Genomic DNA, 20,737 nt, shown 5'->3' with positions numbered 1-20,737 from the left:
AATAAAAGTCTGTGTATTAGTGCTGCCGCGGTAACTTCATTGTGGTGGTGACCTCGTTACGGCTGCAGCAACAACTTGCCCTCGCGGGGTGGCGACGGCGGTACGTTGTAGCGGTTAAGCGCCCAAGCGGCGATGTCCTTAAACAGTGGGGCCGCTGACTGGCCGCCGTCACCATGGACACCACGCTGGGGTTCGTCAAGCATGATGCCAATGACGAAACGGGGATCGTCGGCAGGCGCGATGCCTGCAAACGTGATGTAGTACTTGGAATTCGAGTACGCGCCGGTGTCGGGGTCGACCTTCTGCGCCGTACCTGTCTTGCCTGTGAGCGAGTATCCCTCAATACTATTGCCGGCAGCGGTACCCGACTGCTGCCCCGTGGGATCAGACTGCATAACGCCTTCAAACATGGCGCGCACAGTTTGGGCGGTCTCCGGACTAACCACACGCACTGTTTCCGGGCGCTCCGTTGCCGTCTTCGTGCCGTCCGGGGAAATTGTCGAGCGAATCATACGCGGCGGGATGCGCTCGCCATCGTTGGCAATTGCCTGGAAAACTCCTGTCATCTGCAGCAGTGTCATGGCCATACCCTGACCAATGGGCAGGTTCGCAAACGTACCGCCAGACCACTGCGGACGCTGCGGCACCAGGCCGGACGATTCACTGGGCAACTCGATACCCGTGGACTGCCCCAGCCCGAAGAGGTGCAGCATCTCCGCGAAGCGGTCCTGCCCCAAACGCTCTGCCAGCATTAGGGTGCCGACATTGGAGGACTTGCCGAATACACCGGTCGTCGTGAAAGCTTCCGTGCCGTGGTCCCATGCATCGCGCACAGTGACACCCGCCATATCAATAGTGCCCGGGACCTGCAGAACCTCATCCGGTGTGGTCTTGCCGTCTTCGATGGCGGCCGCGGCGGTAATGATCTTTGCTACAGAGCCCGGCTCAAATGGGTTCGATACAGCGGAGTTTCCGATAGTGCGCCCCTCTTCGAGCTCGGCCCCCATATCCTTATTCGGGTTAGCCGTGTCCGCCTGCGCCATTGCTAGCACTTCGCCGGTCTTCGCGTCGAGTACAACTGCCGACGCATCTTTCGCTCCCGAGTTGGCCTTCGCCTGGTTGACCTGCTGTTGGACAAAGTACTGCATGTCTAGGTCCAGGGTCAGCTCGTATGTCGTACCGTCCACAGCCGCGTGAACATCGCGCGTGGATCCCGGGATTGCCACACCGTTGGAGGCGATATCAATGGTCTTGCCACCGTTAATACCCTGCAAAGTGGCATCACGAGAGGCTTCAAAGCCGAACTGGCCGACGCCATCCATGCCAATCTTGCCGATGACGTTAGCCGCCGTCGCCCCATTCGGGTACTGGCGAATATCCTGACGCTCCGCCACCAGTTCCGGATACTTTTCCACGATGGCAGCGGCCTTGTCCGGATCGACATTACGCACGAGCACCTCGTAGGTGCTGTCCTCATTGCGCAGCTTCTCCAGAATGTCCTTCGAGCTCACCCGGGACGGCGCGCTCATCACCGAGTTCTCCTCGGTTTCGGGTTCCGCTTGACGACGGCGACTGCTTCCCGACTTCTCCGCGTCGATGTCGGCCACCTCGAGTAGCTTCGGCAAATCCTTGGCGATCTGCTCGAGGCGTTCGTCGTAGGCAGCGACATCATCCGGGCGCTGCTTATGTGCGTCCCCAATCCACTTGCGCAAAGTGTTCGGGTGCACGGTAATACTGCGTGCCTCCATCGTGAAGGCAAGCTGAGCTCCATTACGGTCGAGAATCGCACCGCGCCGAGCTGCATCAACAACTTCCACCGTGCGCTGATTCTGTGCCGCCGCAGAAAGGTCAGGACCTGCGACGAGCTGCACCCAAGCCAAACGGGAGACCAGCACTACGACTGCGATAGCGCCTATAAACTGCAGCCAGTTGCGACGCCGGATGAAGTCCTTATTACTAATGCGCATTTTTTCGCGCGGGGGCACGCTTCGGTTGGTATTAGCATCGAGCCTCCGGCTGCGCTGACCATCCCGAACTCGACTTTGGTCTCTGCGCTCACGGGATGTAATTCGGTAAGCACGTTCGCCGAAGTCATACCCCCCTCCACGGTTGGGGTAGTCGTCTTCAGATCGAATCATGCGCTAGTGCTTTCTACTAAGTCGATTCTCCCGCGCGCGATAACGTTAGGCGGTATTCCCTGCCATCGCGAGTACTGAATTAATTAGTCTACAGTCGCCTGACCAGAAACAGTGGAACCGCCAGAATATCGGACAGTTGGCCAGTTTGGCCGTGTTTAGTTTCTCAGTTCCTACGGTGCTGGCGCTGGCTCGGGCGCCGGCACTTCCGGCGCTTCCGGCGCCGAGGCTGGCGCTTCCGGCGCTTCCGGAGCTGGCGCTGGCGCTTCAGCCTCAGGCGCGGGTGCCGGTGCCGGCGCAGGTGCGTGGTTCTGCGGCGCATACGGAGCAGTTGCCGGCAACCCGTTCGGACGTGGGTGCGCTTCCTCAATAGCCGGTGCCTGCATCCCCGGAACATTCTCGGTGTCCTTCGGGTTCGACGACGGCGCATGCGGATTATTCGGCGACTCACTGTTGAGGTCGATAATCTCCTGCTGCTTCTCATCGCCCGGTCGCACTTCCACGACCTTGCCTTCCGGATCAGTAGTTAAAACGGCAGGTTGCTCCGGATTGACCATGCCCTCTTCCACAGCACGCTGCGCGATAGCGCCGGTTGACTTCATGTAAGCAACATCCCGCTCGAGCACCTCCAGCTGGTTACGCAGCTCCTTTTCCTTGGTCTGCGCAGCATCCAGCTGCAAGGATGTCGAGGTCGAAATACCAGACAGGAACATCGCCATCACGATGCCCGCGACAACGAGAAAAATCATTAGAGCCGCACCGGCAAACTTGTGGCTATCCCTCGAGGACGTCGTAACGCGACGCCCCCGCACCGAGATAACCTGCTGAGAACCTGTGCGCCCAAACCGCCGACGCTGATAAAGATCCTTTTCCGTGCGGGCGCTGCGACCGCGCTGACGAGTCTTCGTCTTGGCACCGGCGACGGTTGCAGACGCGCCGCGGGAGGTGCGCCGGGTGGGGGCGTGCTCCGTGATTGTCGTTGCCATGCTCGAAAGTTCTCCCAGTACTTAGATTGTGAAGGGTTCGTTTGGTGCGGTTGAAAAGGGTTGGGTCAATCGGCTCGAATTCGCTCGATACAGCGAACTCGCACCGGTGCGGCTCGGGGGTTGTCTTCGATCTCGCTTGCCGACGCCTTCTCCGCACCTCTCGTGATGAGAGCAAAGTGCGGTTCATGCCCCGGAAGCTCCATCGGGAGCCCCGGTGGGGTTGTCGACTTCACACGCTCCGCAAAGTCCTTCTTAACGATGCGGTCTTCCAGACTCTGGTAGCTCATGAACACTGCACGCCCATCGACTGCGAGTGCATCGCAGACCTGCGGCAGCACATTTTCTAGAGCTTCAAGCTCACGATTTACCTCGATACGAAGAGCCTGGAACGTACGTTTGGCCGGGTGTCCGCCCTTACGGCGAGATGCCGCCGGAATGGTTTCGTAGAGCAGCTCAACCAGACGGCCGGAGGTGGTAAACGGTTCCTTTTCCCGCTCACGCAGGATTGCCGAGGCAATCTTGCCGGCGAAGCGCTCGTCGCCGTAAGTCGAAAGGATGCGCGCGATATCACCGTGCGAATAGGTATTGAGCACATCCGCTGCGGTAATCCCCTGGCTTGCATCCATGCGCATGTCCAACGGGGCGTCGACTCGGTAGGCGAACCCACGATTGACCTGATCAAGCTGCATCGAGGAAACACCGAGATCGAAAAGCGCACCGGCGATACCCTTCTCAGCGGCGCGGGCAAGAATGTTCTCCGCGCCGCTTCCACCAGCGGCTGCAGGAATCTCACCACTGAGGACCTCGGCGAGCGAATCGAAACGCACACTGAACCCTACAAAGCGATCACCGAAACGCGCGAGACGCTCTTCTGCCCCGCGCAATGCATTGTCATCGCGATCGAGCCCAACAACGCAGAGCTTCGGGAACTGCTCCAACAGATATTCCGTGTGCCCACCGGCACCAAGAGTGCCGTCGACAACTACTGCGTCATCACCCAGCGCCTCGATGCCCGGGCGCAACAAATCAGTTACTCGATGAAGCAAAACGGGGACATGACCAAACTCGCCGGACTTGCGATCATCCGCAGGCACCGATCCGTTCATTTCCCCTCCTCACCGGGTATGTTTGCACTGGTCAGAGAATCTATCGAGTGTATTCCCGGTTTGCTTGACGACGAGTGCCGCGCCAGCAACCAGACCGCACCTCATGTGCACTACTGGGAATGCTGCTATCGGTGCTTAAACAAAAAGCGGGGATGTTCACAGGGCCCCGCCTGACAGAACCTGGTATCGGGGAAGTACACCAGGGGCTATCAGGCAGAGTCCATGCGGACATTCCCTCTTTTCGGTTATTCCAAGCGGTTTATAAAACGCCGAACAGCGAGTCATCCTCACCTTCGGAGAAATCAGCTTCATGCTCCGCTTGGTAGGCCTCCCAGGACTCTTTGTCCCAGATCTCCAGAAAGTCAATAGAACCGATAACCACACACTCTTTGGAGAGATTCGCGTACCGACGGTGATCCATCGATAACGTGATTCGCCCGGAACCATCGGGGCGCTGCTCATCGGTGCTCGCCGCAAGATTTCGGATGAAAGCTCGCGCCTTGGCATTCGTACGAGAGGCCTTAGTGGCCCGCTGAGCTAGTTTGACGAACTCCTCTTTCGGATACACCGCCAGAGAATGATCCTGCCCTTTAGTGACCATCAGGCCACCTGCGAGATCCTCGCGGAACTTCGCCGGCAACGTCAGGCGCCCTTTGTCATCAAGCTTCGGAGTATAGGTGCCCAGAAACATGCGTCACTGGCCTCCTATCCCCGTGTCAACCTCAATGTCAACGCACAAACGCTTACCGAATTAAGGGATTTAGGCATTGCCTTCAAGCAGAGCCGGAGGGCCGTGCTTTTCCCGCCGTGCCAAAATCTCGCCAAACTTTAAGCGCAAATCGGATATTCACTTCTGCAATGTTGACCAACCTCAATCAACATCACGCCCCACTTTACCCCACTATCTGCCACTATCAACACAAGAAGGAGAAAAATAGCCGCAATATCAGCGCAACCCCACCGCCGCGACATCTGATTTAACCCACTTGACATGGACTTTTAAAGAAACTCCTCGACAATTAAAGTGCGAACAAAAAGTGGGGCACCCACCCGCAACCTCACAGATAACGACGCCACACCAACCACATAGTTAACAACAGAAGGCCTGCACCCCAATACACACCACTTACCTACTAAAAACTATCCAGATTCAACCTGGTCGCCGGACTTAGCCCGCTGAACTGCAACTTTGTATCGCCGGAGCCAAACTTTCAGGAATGCCAGCAACGACTGCAGACAAGAATTCCTCCACCCCAATGGCTAAGTGGGGGAAAGTGGGGACTCGCGGTGGGGCAAAGTGGGTGAGATCTTGTGGAGCCGATTCACATCCAGAAAAACAAAAAAGTGAGGGCAAGCCATCGCTGACTTGCCCTCACTGTTAATTCTTGAGGCTTATCCCCTAACGCCCCTCGAAGCGGCCACGGAAACGTGATTCCAACGTGGAATCACCAGAGGAACCACGACCACCCGAGGCTCCTCGACGACTCCTTGCCGCTCCAGACTTAGACTTTCCAAAGTTCAGCCCCGAAGCAGAACTAGCCTTCTCCTGCTTACCGGCGCCAGTCAGAGCCCAAACGCCGGAACCGAACATAAGACCAAAGCCGGCAACCGACAACACAATGAACCAATTGCTCACAGAGAAAAGAGCGACGCCGCCAATCAACATCAGCAGACCGAGGAGCATGAGCGCAAAAACCTGAATGGAAAACCCACGAGGCGCGCTGTTTTCCTCCGGAAAGCTGAACGCATTTCCGGCCATCGTCGAACTAAATTTAGGATCCTCAGCGTAGAGTGCAGACTCGATTTCGTCGAGCATCCGCTGTTCGTGCTCAGATAGTCCCACAATTCCTCCATCGCCTACTTGAGCATTGCCCACCGCGATACTGGCGAGCCTTGACCCCTCAACTAACAATGCCGATACAACAAAGTTAATTACAGGCCACGTGCTGCTAACGCGGCGTCCGTTAGCTTCATTCTTACCCCTTCAACGGGCGACCCACCTCTATTGTTCCATGAATCCGAACAATCCCCCATTTATTTAGGAAAGCAACGCTCTAACACGCCCCCACCGGCTTACGCAGCCGCGGGCAGAACACCCAACTCAGCCCGGACAGCCCCCAAGAATGCACAACTTAAATCCCACAACTCCTGCGCCCGCCGCGAGTCAATGCGACGCGAAATACCCAACCGGACTTTCTCACGCAGCGCGGTGAACTGCTCAAACTTGGTGACCCAGCTATCAAATTCAGGCTGCTCTTTCTTTAAACGCAACCAGGCACTCTGTGTTGCCGAACGACGACGCTTAACTGCCGAGCCCGAACGAGGGCCCGAGCCAGAACCCCCAGCCACCGACGCATCGTCACGATTCAACAGCGCACCTGCGCAGCGCAGCGCCGCACAGTAGGAAAGCTCCAGCATCTCATCAGAACCGGCATTCCGAGCATTCACTAGCAGAGCCTCTGCCCGCCCCAGCAGCTCCAGCGATTGCTTTGAGACACCGACCGGGGCGACCGAACCCGACTGCGAAATCGCCCTAAACTCCACCACGTTCGACCTTGCCACCGCCCTGCTTCTCCTTTCACACAGCATTCACATGAGCACAGATTTTCCGCTTCTCCTTAGCGGGATTGACTGCAATTTATCCCCAACCCCGGACTGCGCCAGGCATAGTTTCGCACACCTGTTCGACCCGATGTTATTGCAGTAATCTCACAACTAAGTTCGTCTAAGTCGCTAATCTGGTCACTGTGAAATACAGCGTGGTTCCGATGACAGCAGGAGACTTCAATCTCCGCCTGCAAGAAGCAGTGGCTCTCTACATCACCGCGATGCAGTACAACCCCGCAATCTTGCCCGGTCGTCTCCACGAATGGCAGAAACAAACCACTCAACCCGGCTTCATGGCTGCTGCAGCCATAGCTCACCCCGAACAGCTCTCCCCTGCCCAGGCTCTCCGCGACCCGCGCTGCAGGTTGGTTGGCATCGGCTACTGCCGTACAGGATTGAACACGCACTGGTGGTATCGCCAGGTAAGAGATGGACTGCTCATGGACGGGCGCTCGCTACCGGACGTCGTCAGGCTCTTGGGCAACTACGCCGAACTGTCTGAGATTCACATACACCCCAGCTTTCAGGGGCGGGGACTCGGTAAACGGCTGCTCCGTGAGTTGGTCGATTCCCGCCCAGAGACGCGAGTTCTGTTGTCAACTCCGGAATACCCGAATGAGGCCAATAGGGCATGGCAGCTCTACCGCCAATTTGGTTTCAAGGATGTTTTAAGGAACTTTTATTTCACAGGGGACTCCCGTCCCTTTGCAGTTCTAGGAGTAGATCTTCCCCGTGACATCATCACCGAGTGAACCTTCCACACCACGTCGACGGCTTTCGCCTCTGCGCATTGCCACAGCAATGGCCGGAATTGCCGCCATCTTGCCGCTCAGCGGCTGCTTTGACGCGCAGGCTGGCATTACCATTTCCGGCGACGACAGGGTCTCGGGCACAATTCACGTAACGCCCACGGAGGAAGCCCGTTCGCAATTTGAGCAGTGGCAAGTACCAGAAGATCTCTCCGACCGCGTCTCACAGGGAGTAATCGACTCCTCCACAGGAAAGATGGAAGTCTCGTTCAACGAGCTGCACTTCATTGAACTCACCGATACGCTCCGACAGCTTTCCGACGATCGCGTAGACATCGACCTAGACCGTAGCGGTGGCGGCAAGATTTCGATGAACGGCCACATGGATTTGACTCACCTGCCCGGCGCGAAAGTTGATTTCGTCGTCGCGTTCCCGGAGCAGGTTACTGACTCTAATGGCCGCCAGACCGAACCGAACAAGGTGGAATGGCAGCTCGCCAGTGGCGAGAACCACAATGTATGGGCTTCGTCGCCGGCTGGATCCACCAAGCGGAATCAATTCCTATTATTTGCCGGTGTGACCACAGCCGCCGGTGTCCTAGCCTCAGTGCTAGGTGTCCTGTGGGCGCGAAGAGTTCGCGACATGCAGGACTTTTAGCAATTAAAAACCGCCGCGCAGCATATCCTGGCCGGTGCCCCATGCGGGTGCCATGCCGAGGTTGTGCAAAACCTCCTGGGAGGCGCGAGCGAAGTTCATAGTCATAAAGTGCAGCCCCGGTACGCCCTCGGCGATGAGACGCTCTGCCATGTTGGTCGAAAACTCGATACCAATCTTGCGAATCTCATCCTTATTGGCCTGCTCGTCACCATCCGCTGCCTTAATCAGGCGTTCCTCCAAATCGGATGGCAACTGCGCGCCGGAGAGCTCAACCTGCCTGCGCACTGAGCGCAGCGACGTAATCGGCATCAGCCCCGGAATGATGGGCTTGGCACCGTGCACTGGGTCGGCTTCCACCAGGCGGTCTCGAAGGCGCAAGTAGTGCTCAATATCGAAGAACATCTGAGTAATCGAGTATTCGGCTCCCGCGCGCAGCTTGGCAAGCGTGTACTGCGTGTCATGGTCCAAATCTGGCGAGCGGTAGTGTCCTTCCGGGAACGACGCAATGCCGATCTCAAATTTTTCGAACTCCGGCTCGGCCTTAATCAGCTCAATCAGCTCGCTGGCGTAGTGCAGACCGCCCTCGGTCTCCACCCAAGGACCAAGGGGGTCTCCCGGCGGATCACCACGCAGAACGAGCAGATTCGTCAGCCCCGCGCTGAGGTAAGAACGCAGGATTTCTCGCAGCTCGTCGACGGTGTGCTCTACCAATGTCAGGTGCACAAGCGTTGTAAGCGGCTGCTTCGAAACGCGCTGGGCGATTCGCAGGGTGCGGTCGCGGCTAGAACCACCGGCGCCGTAGGTCACCGATGCAAAGGAGGCGCCAAGATCGTGGAAAGCCTCAGCTGCTCGGAGAAGACGTTCCTCGGCGGCGTCGTCACGCGGGGGCATGAACTCGACCGAGAAGGGAATACTGCCCGCGCTCGGCATTGAAAGCGCCTGGCGGATCGTCACTTGGCGGCCTGGCGACAGTGGCATTGTTGAGGACATAGTCACTCATACTAAGCGGTGTCCTATTCTTGAGTCAGCATTACCCGTCATCGACGAGAGGCTCACATGAGCGAAGAACTGGATTTGGCCGCGCTGCAGCCCCACGAAGTACCAACTGCTGTTACCAAAACGCTGGAGAATTACCTTAAAAGCCGTGGTGACGATGTCGCGTCGGTCGATGCGGGGTACACCGAGGCCATAGATTCGCTCCACTCCTTCGTCCTCAATGGGGGCAAGCGCGTGCGTCCAGCCTTCGCCTGGCAGGGATGGTTGGGAGCAGGCGGCCTCGAAGGCCGTTTCTCCCCAGCCGAGGATTCCCAGGCTGTGATGAAGGCGGTGAGTGCCCTGGAACTCATTCAAGCCTGCGCACTCATTCATGACGACATCATCGATGACGCTGATACGCGCCGTGGCGCACCGACTATCCACAAGGTATTCGAGGCCAAGCACGAGGCCAATAGCTGGAATGGAGCCGCCGACCGCTTCGGTATTTCCGCCGCGATTCTCATTGGCGATGTCGCTTTGACCTGGGCTGATGACATGATGCACTCGTCAGGCCTCAGCTCGGAGGCACTAACCCGCGCACTTGTCCCCTGGCGGGCGATGCGCACTGAAGTACTTGGCGGCCAACTGCTCGATATCACAGCCGAAGCCAGCCGGGACAGTCGCGTCGAGACCGCTGAGAAAATCAATCTGTTCAAGACCGCCGCCTACACGATCGAGCGGCCTCTCCACATTGGTGCCGCGATTGCCGGCGCGCCAGCGGAATTGGTTGAGGCCTACCGCAGCTTCGGCCGCGACATCGGTGCGGCATTCCAGCTCCGCGACGATCAGCTGGGCGTTTTCGGCGATCCCGAAGTCACGGGCAAGCCCGCCGGCGATGACCTCCGCGAGGGCAAGCGAACTGTCCTAGTCGGCCAGGCCTTAAGCCTCTACCGAGATTCCGCACCTGAAAAGGCCCGCTTTATCGATGAACGCCTGGGAACAGTCTCGTCTGCTGCAGAAATCGATGAGCTACGCAATCTCATCGCTGAATCCGGCGCTGCCGATGCCGTCGAACGTGAAATTGACCGCCTGACCAGCCGCGCTTTCACCACTATCGAGAATGCCGACCTGCCTGCAACCTCGCGCGAAAACCTCATTGCTATGGGCCTTCGCGCCACCGCTCGTCAGCATTAGGCCAGGTGTTGCGTAGTCATGCCCGCTGCTTCCCCCACTCGTGCCCCCAGTAATTCCCCGCGCCTGCGACGTGCGGTCACTCGTCCTCATAAGGGCACCAAACCACGACTGACGATTATCGGCGCAGGTCTGTCTGGACTTACCGCCGCGCTCTACGCCATCGCCGATGGCTACGATGTCACCGTTGTCGAGCGGGAAAGTTTCGTCGGCGGACGCTGCGCCAGTGAACCCGTCACCGTCGACATCGACGAGCAATCGCTCACCGCAGTCTTCGACACTGGCGCAACTGTATGGACCATGCCCTCGCTTGTCGACGATGCCCTCGCCGCCGTCGGCCTCTACGCGCGCGATATCGACCCGGGTTTTTCGGCCTCCCCAATCACGCCCACCTACCGTGCGGAATTTGCCACCCGCGGCGGGCTCGACGTGTTTTCCAACGAAGACATGATGGCCGATGAGCTCGCCCGCTTCGGCGCCTCTGACTCCACCGTCACCGGCTACCGCAAACTCCGCACGTGGCTGCAAAGTCTCTTCAATGCCTGCTTCGACAACTTCATGTCCCGCAGCTTTGACCGCGTTACGGACCTATTCACCGGGCCCGGCGCGCTTCGCGACCTCACTACGCTCCTCCGACTCGGTGCCTTCCGCGCCCTCGAACCTAAGATTCGTGCCTTCCTCGGAGATAATGATCTCGCTCGCGTTTTCAGCTTCCAGGCGCTTTACGCAGGTGTACCTCCTGCTAAGGCCCGTGCGGTCTACGGCTGCATTTCCCACATGGATACCTCGATGGGGGTTTACTATCCACACTCCCCCGCATTCGGGTCGGGTATGGGCGCCGTCAGCGAACTGCTCGCCGAGGCCGTCCGCCGAGCTGGCGGAACCATCGACTTCGGCGTTGAAGTCACTGGACTGAAAGTCGACGAGGCAGGCTTTGTCTCCGCCATCACCACATCAACTGGCGAGCGTCCCGCCGATGCCGTCATCGCTACTACCGATTTACCTGTGGTGCAGAGCTGGCTTCACGACGCGACTACCTCTGCCGCCAGTAGCTCATCGAAGCGGCGAGGCCTTCGGAGCGTCGTAAAGCGGACAGGAGCGCGGCGGCTGTTCCCGGTTCGATTTTCCCCATCGGCGGTGGTGGCGCACGGACTGATTCCGGTTTCGGAGACGACGACGTGGCCGAAACGGCATCACCTGATTTCCTTTGGCGAAAAGTGGAACGAGACCTTTGAAGAAATCTCGTCACCGCGTCATGGAAAGCTAATGTCGGACCCGTCATTGCTGGTCACCCGGCCTGCGGTGAGCGCGCCGGAGCGTATCGTCACAGATGCGAACGGCGTGCAGTGGGAGCCCGTCAGCGTGCTCGCGCCGTGCCCCAACGTGCAGTCGGCCAATCTGATTTGGTCGCGAATCGGTGGGAACTACGTCGCGAACATAACCGCTGAGCTGGAGCGGCGCGGACTGACCGGGATCTCTACGAAGTGGCGAGTCGGTCGGATCGATACCCCTCAACAGTGGCAAGAACGTGACATGGGCGTTGGCTCGCCGTTTGGGCTGGCGCATCTGTTCCGACAGACGGGGCCATTCCGCCCCCGCAACTTCTCTCCGAAGATGCCAAAGAATCTGACGCTGGCAGGATCGACGACGGTACCGGGAGTTGGCGTGCCGACGGTCATGATTTCTGGACGACTTGCGGCACAGCGGTTTGAAACGCCTTAGCTCCTGAATGTCTCCCGGATGTCTGCCGGTGGTCACTGACCAACTAGGATTAATGCATCAGCAATGTATCGATTGTTTAGGTTGACATGAATTTATCGCGGAGTGCTCAGCTGGGTGTCTACGGTGGCATCCTCATTGCTCTGGGCTCCTACGGTTCCGGTGCGAACCGCTACCGTGGCGGCCTTGTCCACGCTCTGGGACTTGACTGGATTACCTACGGTCACGGTCAGATTTTCTGTGAGATTGTGATTTGGGTAGGTATCGCCCTGCTGCTTATCTCGTGGCTGCGCATCGGGCGGGAACTGCTGTTCTCGAAGGGGACTATCCGGGACATTGTGGCTGGTTCTGCCCCTTCTGGAGCCACAGCAGATGCTATGGCGCTAGCGAGCACTGGCGGCGATGAGTCCACGTTGCGCCGATTTAATTCAATCCTGTTGACCTGGGCAATCCCCCTCGCGCTGGCCGCACCGCTGTTCTCTCGCGATGTCTATTCGTATCTCATGCAGGGCGCGATGGTCCGCGATGGGTTTGATCCCTACACCGAGGGAGCTGCAGCCAATCCAGGGCCAATGCTGCTGGAGGTATCCGCAGACTGGCGGAACACCACCACCCCATATGGCCCGCTGCATCTGGGAATTGGCGAGGTCATCACGCGGATTGTCGGCGACAACATCACCGTCGGTGTGATTCTCTACCGCATGGTGTGCCTGCTGGGCTTCGCCGCCATTGTCTGGTCGATCCCGCGAATCGCCCGGGAGCTTGGAGCAAATCCGGCTTTCGCACAGTGGCTCGGAGTGCTCAATCCACTGGTGCTACTGCATCTGATTGCGGGTATGCACAACGAAGCACTGATGGTCGGCTTGGTCAGCTTGGCGCTCGTCGCCGCACTGTGCATGGAGCGGTTGCCGGGTGGTCTGATCGCTGCTGTCCTCATCGGAATCGGCGTCGCTCTGAAAGCCACCGCTGTCTTGGCGCTGCCCTTCGTCGTGTGGATCGTGCTGACTAGGAGCGAGCCCATCACCACGCTTCATAAGATGCTGCGGAAGATTCCGGCGATTGCCGGTGTTGGCATCGTGTTGGTCGCAGTCTGCGTCGGCACGCTTGCAGTGGTGACCTGGCTGACCGGTTCAAGCTGGGGCTGGATCTCCGAAATCAGTGGCAATACCAAGGTGATTAACCCACTGGCAGCACCGTCAGCGGTCGCTGGTGTGATCTCCGGCGTCATGGCGTGGTTCAACGACGACATCGGTTTCAACATCATCGTCAGCCACACACGCGTGGTCTCCTCTGTCATCATGCTGGTGGGGCTCGTGATTTCCTGGTTCTACTTCCGATCCACCCCTCGTAACAATGTCGCTGGCATGATTGCCGCCTATGTGGTGGCCTGCGTCTTTAATGCCGTGGCACTGCCCTGGTACTACGCCAGCTTGTTGACTCCCATGGGAACAATTCGCCCGCCACGATGGGTGATTCAAGGCACCGTGTTGTTCACATTCATCCTGTCACTGTCGTTCGCCGGCGGCGGCAATCACCGCTTCTACGACGTGCCCTGGATGGTTATCATCACCGTTCTCGGCTGGTTGGCCGTCAGCTGGCTGACCACTGGAAAATTCAGCTGGAAGTACCCGTGGCGCGACGATAAAACCGCCGCAGACACGGATTCCACGGCGGCGCCCCTGCCGCGGTCGACCGAGGTCACATAGTTGTCCATGCCCACCCCACAGCCTCTCTCGACCATCGCGCTGCCACAGTCCTACGAGCTCTGCCGCGATATTATGGCCTCCCACGGCCGCACGTATTCCCTGGCCACGAGGCTTTTGACACCCCGCCAACAGCGTGCGGTGTGGTCTCTCTACGCCTGGGCGCGCATTGTCGATGACTACGTCGACTGCCCCGCCGATGCCGACCGCTCGCCCACGCACATCGAAGCCACGGTCACACGCTTGAGCGAGCTTTTCCACTCAGCTGTCGTCATCGGTTCGCTTGACGACGTCCACCGCGACCGCGACCGTGCCGTCATCTCGGCGGCCGCACAGACTTTTCGCGACTACGACATCGATCCACAGCTCTCTGCGGACTTTGTTCACTCCATGCTGATGGACGTGCCCGACACATCCTGCCATATTGCACATTTTGAAACATGGGAGCAGCTCGACTCGTATATGTGGGGCTCCGCAGCAGTCATCGGCCTTGAGATGATGCCCATCCTAGGCACCCGCACAGGGGTCTCCTGTGAGGAAGCCACCCCCTACGCAGAGTGCCTGGGAAAAGCCTTTCAGGTGACAAATTTCCTCCGCGACATCGCCGAGGATTTTCGCCGTGACCGTATTTACCTACCGCTGAATGAGTGGGAGGCCTTCGGAGTGGGTACCGAGGAAATCGGCTACTGCGCCGCCACGGGACAGACGACCCCGGCGGTACGTCAGGCATTGGCCTACTTCATCGCTCGCAACCGCGCGCTCTATGCCGAAGCCAGCAGCGGCGTGGACATGTTGGGGGTGCCAGGGCGTCAGGCTATCCGTGCCGCGGAGATTCTCTACTCTGATATTCTCGGCGAAATTGAGCGCATGAACTACAACGTCTTTGCGCAACGCGCTCACGTAGGACGCGCTCGAAAAGCAAAAATCGCCCTCCCACTGCTTTTCACAGCAGTGGCCGGGCGATTACGACAGGAGCTATCGGGGACGTAGGACGCGGGCGTGGGACGCCGTCCGGGTTTTACAACGCCATAGCCTGTGCGCGGCGCATCACTTCGCGAGCGAGGTGACCGTGCAGGGCATCCACCGGACGCCCAGGCAGAGAATCATCTTCGGAAAACAGCCACTCCAGCGCTTCCTCTCGCGAGTAGCCTCCGTCGGCAAGCAAAGCGAGTGCGCCGGGAACAAAACGAGCGACTTCGTCGCCCTCGAAGAAGCGAGCGGGAATTTGTGGGATGCCATCGCGGTTGACTGCAATAAGGCGCCCCTCCTGCAGCAATGCGTGAATACGGGTGACAGCGACACCAATGAGGTCGGCGGCATCGGGCAGCGCAAGAGTGGGTTCGTCGGTGCTGAGGACATCGTGGCAAGTTGGAATCTTTCTCACACTGGTCACTTTAGCGCGTTGGCTTCGCGGTAGGTACGTCCCCATATACTTGTTGGAAGCAACTGATTGGAATAGGGAAGGCTGGTTTATGTCGCAGCTTGTCGAGGGGCAGATTCTCGATGGTCGCTACCGTATTGGAGCCACCATCGCACACGGTGGGATGAGCACCGTGTACTGCGCCACCGATTTGCGGCTCGATCGCAGGGTGGCCGCAAAGGTCATGGATCCGCGTTTTGTCGACGACGAATCTTTCCGCATCCGCTTCGAACGTGAGGCCCGCGCGGTCGCGCACCTCAATGACGAGTCGCTCGTCAACGTCTACGACCAGGGCACGGATCCGGCGGGACATGTGTTCCTCATTATGGAATTCGTCGACGGGGGGACCCTCCGCGAGCTGCTCCGTCAGCGCGGTCCGATGCCTCCGCATGCAGCTGCCGTCGTGATGCGCTCGGTTCTGCGCGCTCTATCGGTGGCGCATTCTCGCGGCATGGTGCACCGAGATATCAAGCCGGAAAATGTGCTGATTGCTTCGGACGGGCGGGTGAAGCTGGCGGATTTCGGTCTAGTGCGCGCGGCCGCTGATGCCAAGGTGACCTCTAACTCGGTCATCGTCGGCACCGTCGCTTATCTCGCCCCAGAGCAGGTCACGGGCGAATCCATCTCCCCCGCCTCCGACGTGTACTCCGCCGGTATCTTGCTCTTTGAGCTGCTGACCGGCACTACCCCGTTTATCGCCGATACTTCACTCGGTGTCGCTATGAAGCGCCTGAACGAAGATGTCCCTCCGCCTTCCGAACTCATCGACGGCGTTCCAGAGGAGTTCGACGAGTTGGTCGCCCGAGCCTGTGCTCGCAGGCCGGAGAATCGCTTTGAGAGCGCCGAGGAATTCGCCGATGCGCTCGAAGATATTGTGTACGAATTGGACTTGCCGCCGTTCCGCGTACCTTCCCCTGTGAATTCGGCTGCCGCCAACGCCGCCGCTATCGAGGACCCCATCCCGGACATTCGCCGTCCAGTCCCCCGGGACAACGACCAGGCGGATGACCACCACGACACCGCAGAGACGACACCCGAGCGCTTCGGTCACGATGGTTATGCTGGCTACGGCTTGTCGACGGACACCCCCGGCTACCCAGAAGCTCCTCCACCACCGGGACCACCGAACATCTTCGCCGATTTCGACGACCCAGATGCGGGGCGGACACGCACTTTTGACCGCCATGATGGGTACATCGCCGCTGACTGGGACACACCGGAGCCACAGACCGGAGGACCCGTACCAGCAGAGATTTCGGGTGGCCCTGCGTACCCGCAGTCACCGCATACGCAGGGTTCCCAGCATCCGCAGCCCAGATCAGCTCAGACAGTACCGCCGAAGAGCCGTCGCGCCACCCGACAGCGGACTCGACGCGGGTGCGCACTATGGCTGATTATCGCCCTGGTTGCCACGTTGGGCATGGGGCTTGGCGCATGGTGGCTGGGTTCTGGCCGTTACGGCGAAGTGCCTTCTATCACTGGGCTGTCACAACCACAGGCGATGACCGCAATCAGTGAGGCGGGCTTTGAACCGGTGGTTGATGAGCGCTACGACAACGATGTCGCAGTGTCCCAGATTATTGGCTCGGACCCTCTGGCTGGAGCGCGGGTTGTCCGCGGTGATGATGTTCGCGTACTGGTCAGCCTTGGCCGCCCGACTGTGCCCGCATATCCCGCGAACCACTCAAAGGAAGTGTTCAGCGCTGCCCTAGCTAAGCGGACGTTGAAAGAAGAGGTCGGAGACCCCGTCTTTTCCGATGATGTCTCCACGGGCGGCTTGGTCTTTGCGGTTCCTGCTCCAGGACAGACCGTCGAAGTTGGCTCAGTTGTGACTGTGCATTACTCCCAGGGTCCAGCACCGGTGAAGGTGCCAAAGATCGTGGGGCTTCAAGAGGATGAAGCTCGTGAGCTGTTGAGCAAGGCCGGGCTGGAAGTCCGGGAGGTATCGGCGGAGTTTTCCTCCTCTGCTGAGCCGGAAGAGGTTCTTTCCGTGTCTCCTGAGGAAGGCACTGGCCTCGAACGCGGTAGTTCTGTGACGTTGACCATTAACAACGGCATCGAAGTGCCCAATGTAGTGGGCAAGTCGGAGGATACTGCTCGTCAAATTCTGCAGCGCGAGGGCATTGAGGTAAGCGAAGTAAAGGACGCGTCCTCCTCCTCGCGCGACTACGGCCGTGTTGACGCAGTCTCACCAAGTGCAGGTCGTCTGGTTAACCCCAATGATGCGACTGTCACGCTGACCGTGTCCAGAGCAGTGAAGGTTCCGCAGCTGCTGGGTAAAACTGTTGCGCAGGCACGTCGTGAAGCGGAGAAACAGCATCTTCAGCTCGACATCGACGGCTCTGCGAACGATGACGATCGCATCGTATTGCAGTCACCCCGACCGGGCGCTAAGGCCACGGCGGGTGACAGCATTTCGGTCAGCACTCTGTAAAAAAGTGCGGCGCTCTACTGAGTGCGGTGCTGCACTAGCTGGGCTAGTTGTACCTAGCTGAGCTGGTTGCAACTAGTTGCGCAGCATCTCGGCAACCAGGAAGGCCAGCTCCAGCGACTGCTGAGTGTTCAAACGCGGGTCGCAGGCGGATGCGTAACGGCCTGGCAGATCGACATCGGAAATGTCCTGCGCGCCACCGAGGCACTCAGTGACATCTTCGCCGGTCAGCTCCACGTGGATACCACCCGGGTGCGAGCCGATCGAGCGGTGCACCTCGAAGAAGCCCTGAACTTCGTCGACAATGCGGTCGAAGTGGCGGGTCTTGTAACCATTGGAGGCCGAGTAAGTGTTGCCGTGCATCGGATCGCACTGCCAAATGACCTTATGACCAGAAGCTTCCACAGCCTCAACGATGGGAGGCAGCACGGAGCGAACCTTGTCATTGCCCAGACGCGAAGTCAGGGTCAGGCGACCAGGCTGGAAGAACGGGTCGAGCTTGTCGGCGTAAGCGACAGCCTCCTCCGGCGTGGTGGTCGGGCCAATCTTCACACCGACGGGGTTGCCAATCATGGCAGCCAGGTTGATGTGGAAGTCCTCAATACCACGGGTGCGCTCACCAATCCACAGCTGATGCGCGGAGAGGTTGAACAGCTCCTGATTGCCATCGTTTTCAGACAGGCGCAGCATAGCGCGCTCGTAGTCAACAACCAGTGCCTCATGCGAGCAGTAAATTTGCGCGGTCTGCAGGTTCGAGTCCGCAACACCACAGGCAGCCATGAACCGCAGTGCGTGATCAATCTCGCGTGCCAGGTCCTCGTAGCGGGCACCAGCCGGCGAGTTGCTGACGAACTCACGGTTCCACTCGTGCAGACGATGCAGGTCAGCGGTGCCCGAACCTGTCAGTGCACGTACCAGGTTCATCGCCGCAGAAGCATTGGCGTAAGCACGCACCATTCGAGCTGGGTCGTGAACTCGAGCTTCTTCAGTCGGCTCAACGCCGTTGACCATGTCGCCGCGGTAGCTAAGCAAGCCGTCGCCGTCGATGTCCTTCGAGCGCGGCTTAGCGTACTGACCAGCGATACGAGCCATCTTTACAACCGGGGTGGATGCGCCGTAGGTCAGCACAACGGCCATCTGCAGCAAGGTCTTCACATTGGCGCGAATGTGCGGCTCAGTATTGGACTCAAAGGTCTCCGCACAATCACCGCCCTGCAGCAGGAAGGCCTTACCATTAGCGACGTCGGCAAGCTCCTGACGAAGCTTACGAACCTCAGGCGCGACCACAATTGGCGGCACCGATTCGAGAATGCGACGCACGTTAGCAGCGGCGCGGGCATCCCAGCTTGGCTGCTGTAGGGCTTGGCGGGATACGACATCAGCAAAGCGCTCAGCCATGTCGCCGGGAAGCGGTGGCAGATCGGGCAGGTCATCTACAGGGAGATCAATAGTCCAACTCACAGAAGTTCATTGTAGTGCCCCTGCCAGAAGGGTGTTAGTCAGGTCACCAAATATTCGCATTCCGCTGCTTAATCAAGCGGCAACTTCTGGGCAATCTTTTGAAACTTCAGCAGATTGTGCTGGGCATCTGCCAGCGCATCGTGCTTACCTGCAGTCTGTTTTGGTAACCGTGGCTTGCCCGCCATCTCCCAGTACTGCTTGAGTTCACGGGTATAGCGCGGCATGAACTGCGGCAGCTTGGTCATATCGCCCCAAAGCTGCACCAACGCAATATGGTCGTAGGCGCCTACCCAGGCCCACAGCTCTGGACTGCCCGTACCGGGTTCGGTGAAAAATGCCAGCAGTTCCTCGCGGATCGTGTCCCGGTTCTTCCACAGCGGAGATGAGGGATTGGGCAGCTGATTGAGCACATTGGCCCGCACCCACGGCCCAGCCTTGCTCTCGTTGAACTCGGTAGACACCGCGTAGTACTCGCGGCCGTCCTCAGCTACGACACCGATGGAGACAAGATCAATAGTCTTGCCGTCTTCAATAAACTCGGTGTCATAAAAATAACGCACGGTGTGGAATCCTCTCCAGCCTCGGCCTCGCGTCGGCTACCTCGCGACCAAAAGACCGCGGAGCCCTACCGAGCAAATCTTCCCCATGCACCGAATCGCCTTAGGAAGTGTGCAGCCCCACTGTCGCGAAAACTATCTGCGCCTTATTATTCTAGCGAGCGCGTCGGAACCAGCGACGAGGGGTCGGCTTCGGCCCCGGAGCCGGAAAAGTCAGCTCTCCCCCCGGCTCGGTTCCCGCTGGATAGCCGTTGCCGGCCTCCAAGGACTTCTTCACATCAGTCGCATAGGCATCGACATATTCCTGACCCGAAAGCTTCTGAATTTCCTTAATCAGGTCATCCGTCAGTGCCCTGGCCGCTTCATACTCATCGCTGTACTTGGCTTTGTACTCCGACGGATCAATCGGATCGCCGATAATCGTGCCCACCTTCACCGGACGAGGAATCCACGAGCCAATCGGGTTGGCCTTCTCCGTATCAATCATCGCCATTGGGAACACCGGCACACCGGCCTCCAGTGCTACACGTGCCGCACCGGTTTTCCCGCGGTACAGTCGACCATCCGGACTACGAGTGCCCTCCAAAGAAATGCCCAGCAGATCACCGCGTGACAGCACCTTCAAGCCTGCATTCAGCGCATCGCGGGCTGCATCACCAGAGGTACGGTCAATCGGCACCTGCCCCACCGAGGAGAAGAAGAACTTCTGAATACCGCCGACAAAGCCCGGCGTGGTGAAGTACTCTGCCTTCGCCAGGAACGTCAGCTGACGGCGGCAGACCAGTGGGAAGAAAAAGTGATCCATCACAGCAAGGTGGTTCGACGCCATCAGCGCTGGACCTTCCTGAGGAATCTTCTCACCACCGATGTAATACGGGCGATTATAAATCCGCAGCCAAGGGCCAATGAGGATGTACTTAAAGAACTTGTACCAGCGATTATTCACAGTTTAAAACTATACAGGTTCACGTGGCCCGGCGATCCATCTCCGCAGCCATTCCCCACCTTTTCGCGGGCGAATTCCCCTACAATCCCCCAA

18 protein-coding genes are annotated in these 20,737 nt (G+C 58.8%); 7 read left to right on the top strand and 11 right to left on the bottom strand.

The window, feature by feature from the left end:
• Positions 1-56: 56 nt before the first annotated feature.
• From HMPREF2614_RS06765 to HMPREF2614_RS06740, 6 genes are all read right to left on the bottom strand, one after another.
• Positions 57-2,138 (bottom strand): peptidoglycan D,D-transpeptidase FtsI family protein, encoded by a 2,082-nt coding sequence (locus tag HMPREF2614_RS06765; RefSeq protein WP_081913945.1) that lies wholly within the window; start codon positions 2,136-2,138, stop codon positions 57-59.
• Between the two features lie 170 nt (positions 2,139-2,308).
• Entirely contained in the window at positions 2,309-3,121 is an 813-nt protein-coding gene (locus HMPREF2614_RS06760; RefSeq protein WP_070432113.1) for a cell division protein FtsL, read from the bottom strand.
• 65 nt (positions 3,122-3,186) lie between these two features.
• Positions 3,187-4,227, bottom strand: coding sequence for a 16S rRNA (cytosine(1402)-N(4))-methyltransferase RsmH (gene rsmH / locus HMPREF2614_RS06755; RefSeq protein ID WP_070432114.1), 1,041 nt, complete (start codon positions 4,225-4,227; stop codon positions 3,187-3,189).
• 259 nt (positions 4,228-4,486) lie between these two features.
• Complete coding sequence (gene mraZ / locus HMPREF2614_RS06750; protein ID WP_005510286.1) at positions 4,487-4,918, bottom strand: division/cell wall cluster transcriptional repressor MraZ; 432 nt, start codon at positions 4,916-4,918, stop codon at positions 4,487-4,489.
• Positions 4,919-5,626: 708 nt separating this feature from the next.
• The gene (locus HMPREF2614_RS06745; protein ID WP_070432115.1) at positions 5,627-6,070 is read right to left on the bottom strand and encodes a DUF3040 domain-containing protein; all 444 of its coding nucleotides are present in this window, start codon (positions 6,068-6,070) and stop codon (positions 5,627-5,629) included.
• Positions 6,071-6,300: 230 nt separating this feature from the next.
• Positions 6,301-6,789 carry an SAV_6107 family HEPN domain-containing protein gene (locus HMPREF2614_RS06740; RefSeq protein WP_070432116.1) on the bottom strand — a complete coding sequence of 163 codons (489 nt, stop codon included), beginning with the start codon at positions 6,787-6,789 and terminating at the stop codon, positions 6,301-6,303.
• Positions 6,790-6,995: 206 nt separating this feature from the next.
• On the opposite strand from HMPREF2614_RS06740, the gene HMPREF2614_RS06735 reads away from it, so the two are divergent.
• Both HMPREF2614_RS06735 and HMPREF2614_RS06730 read left to right on the top strand, forming a co-directional pair.
• Positions 6,996-7,586 (top strand): GNAT family N-acetyltransferase, encoded by a 591-nt coding sequence (locus HMPREF2614_RS06735; RefSeq protein ID WP_070432117.1) that lies wholly within the window; start codon positions 6,996-6,998, stop codon positions 7,584-7,586.
• Positions 7,567-8,241, top strand: a complete 675-nt coding sequence (locus tag HMPREF2614_RS06730; RefSeq protein ID WP_070432118.1) for an LppM family (lipo)protein — start codon at positions 7,567-7,569, stop codon at positions 8,239-8,241. The genes HMPREF2614_RS06735 and HMPREF2614_RS06730 overlap by 20 nt, the downstream gene beginning before the upstream one ends.
• A 3-nt stretch (positions 8,242-8,244) precedes the next feature.
• Here the strand turns inward: HMPREF2614_RS06730 and metF are convergent, their stop codons facing one another.
• Positions 8,245-9,231, bottom strand: coding sequence for a methylenetetrahydrofolate reductase [NAD(P)H] (metF, locus tag HMPREF2614_RS06725; protein ID WP_038625834.1), 987 nt, complete (start codon positions 9,229-9,231; stop codon positions 8,245-8,247).
• Positions 9,232-9,297: 66 nt separating this feature from the next.
• Here metF and HMPREF2614_RS06720 point away from each other — a divergent pair, with 66 nt between their 5' ends.
• The 4 genes from HMPREF2614_RS06720 (at position 9,298) to HMPREF2614_RS06705 (ending at position 14,819) form a co-directional block, all read left to right on the top strand.
• Complete coding sequence (locus HMPREF2614_RS06720) at positions 9,298-10,410, top strand: polyprenyl synthetase family protein (RefSeq protein ID WP_070432119.1); 1,113 nt, start codon at positions 9,298-9,300, stop codon at positions 10,408-10,410.
• Positions 10,411-10,428: 18 nt separating this feature from the next.
• On the top strand, positions 10,429-12,129 hold the full coding sequence (gene crtI, locus HMPREF2614_RS06715) for a phytoene desaturase family protein (RefSeq protein WP_083300213.1): 1,701 nt from the start codon (positions 10,429-10,431) through the stop codon (positions 12,127-12,129).
• An 86-nt stretch (positions 12,130-12,215) separates the two neighbouring features.
• Positions 12,216-13,832 carry an alpha-(1->6)-mannopyranosyltransferase A gene (locus HMPREF2614_RS06710; protein WP_070560595.1) on the top strand — a complete coding sequence of 539 codons (1,617 nt, stop codon included), beginning with the start codon at positions 12,216-12,218 and terminating at the stop codon, positions 13,830-13,832.
• Between the two features lie 6 nt (positions 13,833-13,838).
• The gene (locus HMPREF2614_RS06705) at positions 13,839-14,819 is read left to right on the top strand and encodes a phytoene/squalene synthase family protein (RefSeq protein ID WP_038625840.1); all 981 of its coding nucleotides are present in this window, start codon (positions 13,839-13,841) and stop codon (positions 14,817-14,819) included.
• 28 nt (positions 14,820-14,847) lie between these two features.
• Here HMPREF2614_RS06705 and HMPREF2614_RS06700 read toward each other — a convergent pair whose 3' ends face one another.
• Positions 14,848-15,222: an Rv2175c family DNA-binding protein gene (locus tag HMPREF2614_RS06700; protein ID WP_038625842.1), complete on the bottom strand. Its 375-nt coding sequence runs from the start codon at positions 15,220-15,222 to the stop codon at positions 14,848-14,850.
• Positions 15,223-15,301: 79 nt separating this feature from the next.
• On the opposite strand from HMPREF2614_RS06700, the gene HMPREF2614_RS06695 reads away from it, so the two are divergent.
• On the top strand, positions 15,302-17,683 hold the full coding sequence (locus HMPREF2614_RS06695; RefSeq protein ID WP_070560594.1) for a Stk1 family PASTA domain-containing Ser/Thr kinase: 2,382 nt from the start codon (positions 15,302-15,304) through the stop codon (positions 17,681-17,683).
• Positions 17,684-17,755: 72 nt separating this feature from the next.
• On the opposite strand, the gene HMPREF2614_RS06690 is transcribed toward HMPREF2614_RS06695, so the two are convergent.
• From HMPREF2614_RS06690 to HMPREF2614_RS06680, 3 genes are all read right to left on the bottom strand, one after another.
• Positions 17,756-19,141 (bottom strand): class II 3-deoxy-7-phosphoheptulonate synthase, encoded by a 1,386-nt coding sequence (locus HMPREF2614_RS06690; RefSeq protein ID WP_049182155.1) that lies wholly within the window; start codon positions 19,139-19,141, stop codon positions 17,756-17,758.
• 68 nt (positions 19,142-19,209) lie between these two features.
• The gene (locus tag HMPREF2614_RS06685) at positions 19,210-19,701 is read right to left on the bottom strand and encodes a polyadenylate-specific 3'-exoribonuclease AS (RefSeq protein ID WP_016423018.1); all 492 of its coding nucleotides are present in this window, start codon (positions 19,699-19,701) and stop codon (positions 19,210-19,212) included.
• Between the two features lie 151 nt (positions 19,702-19,852).
• Positions 19,853-20,644, bottom strand: a complete 792-nt coding sequence (locus HMPREF2614_RS06680) for a lysophospholipid acyltransferase family protein (RefSeq protein ID WP_038625849.1) — start codon at positions 20,642-20,644, stop codon at positions 19,853-19,855.
• Between the last annotated feature and the right edge of the window lie 93 nt (positions 20,645-20,737).

It is taken from the genome of Corynebacterium sp. HMSC074C11 (genome assembly GCF_001809455.1).
Classification (GTDB): domain Bacteria; phylum Actinomycetota; class Actinomycetes; order Mycobacteriales; family Mycobacteriaceae; genus Corynebacterium; species Corynebacterium amycolatum.
This window is presented reverse-complemented; position numbering and strand designations above follow the sequence as displayed.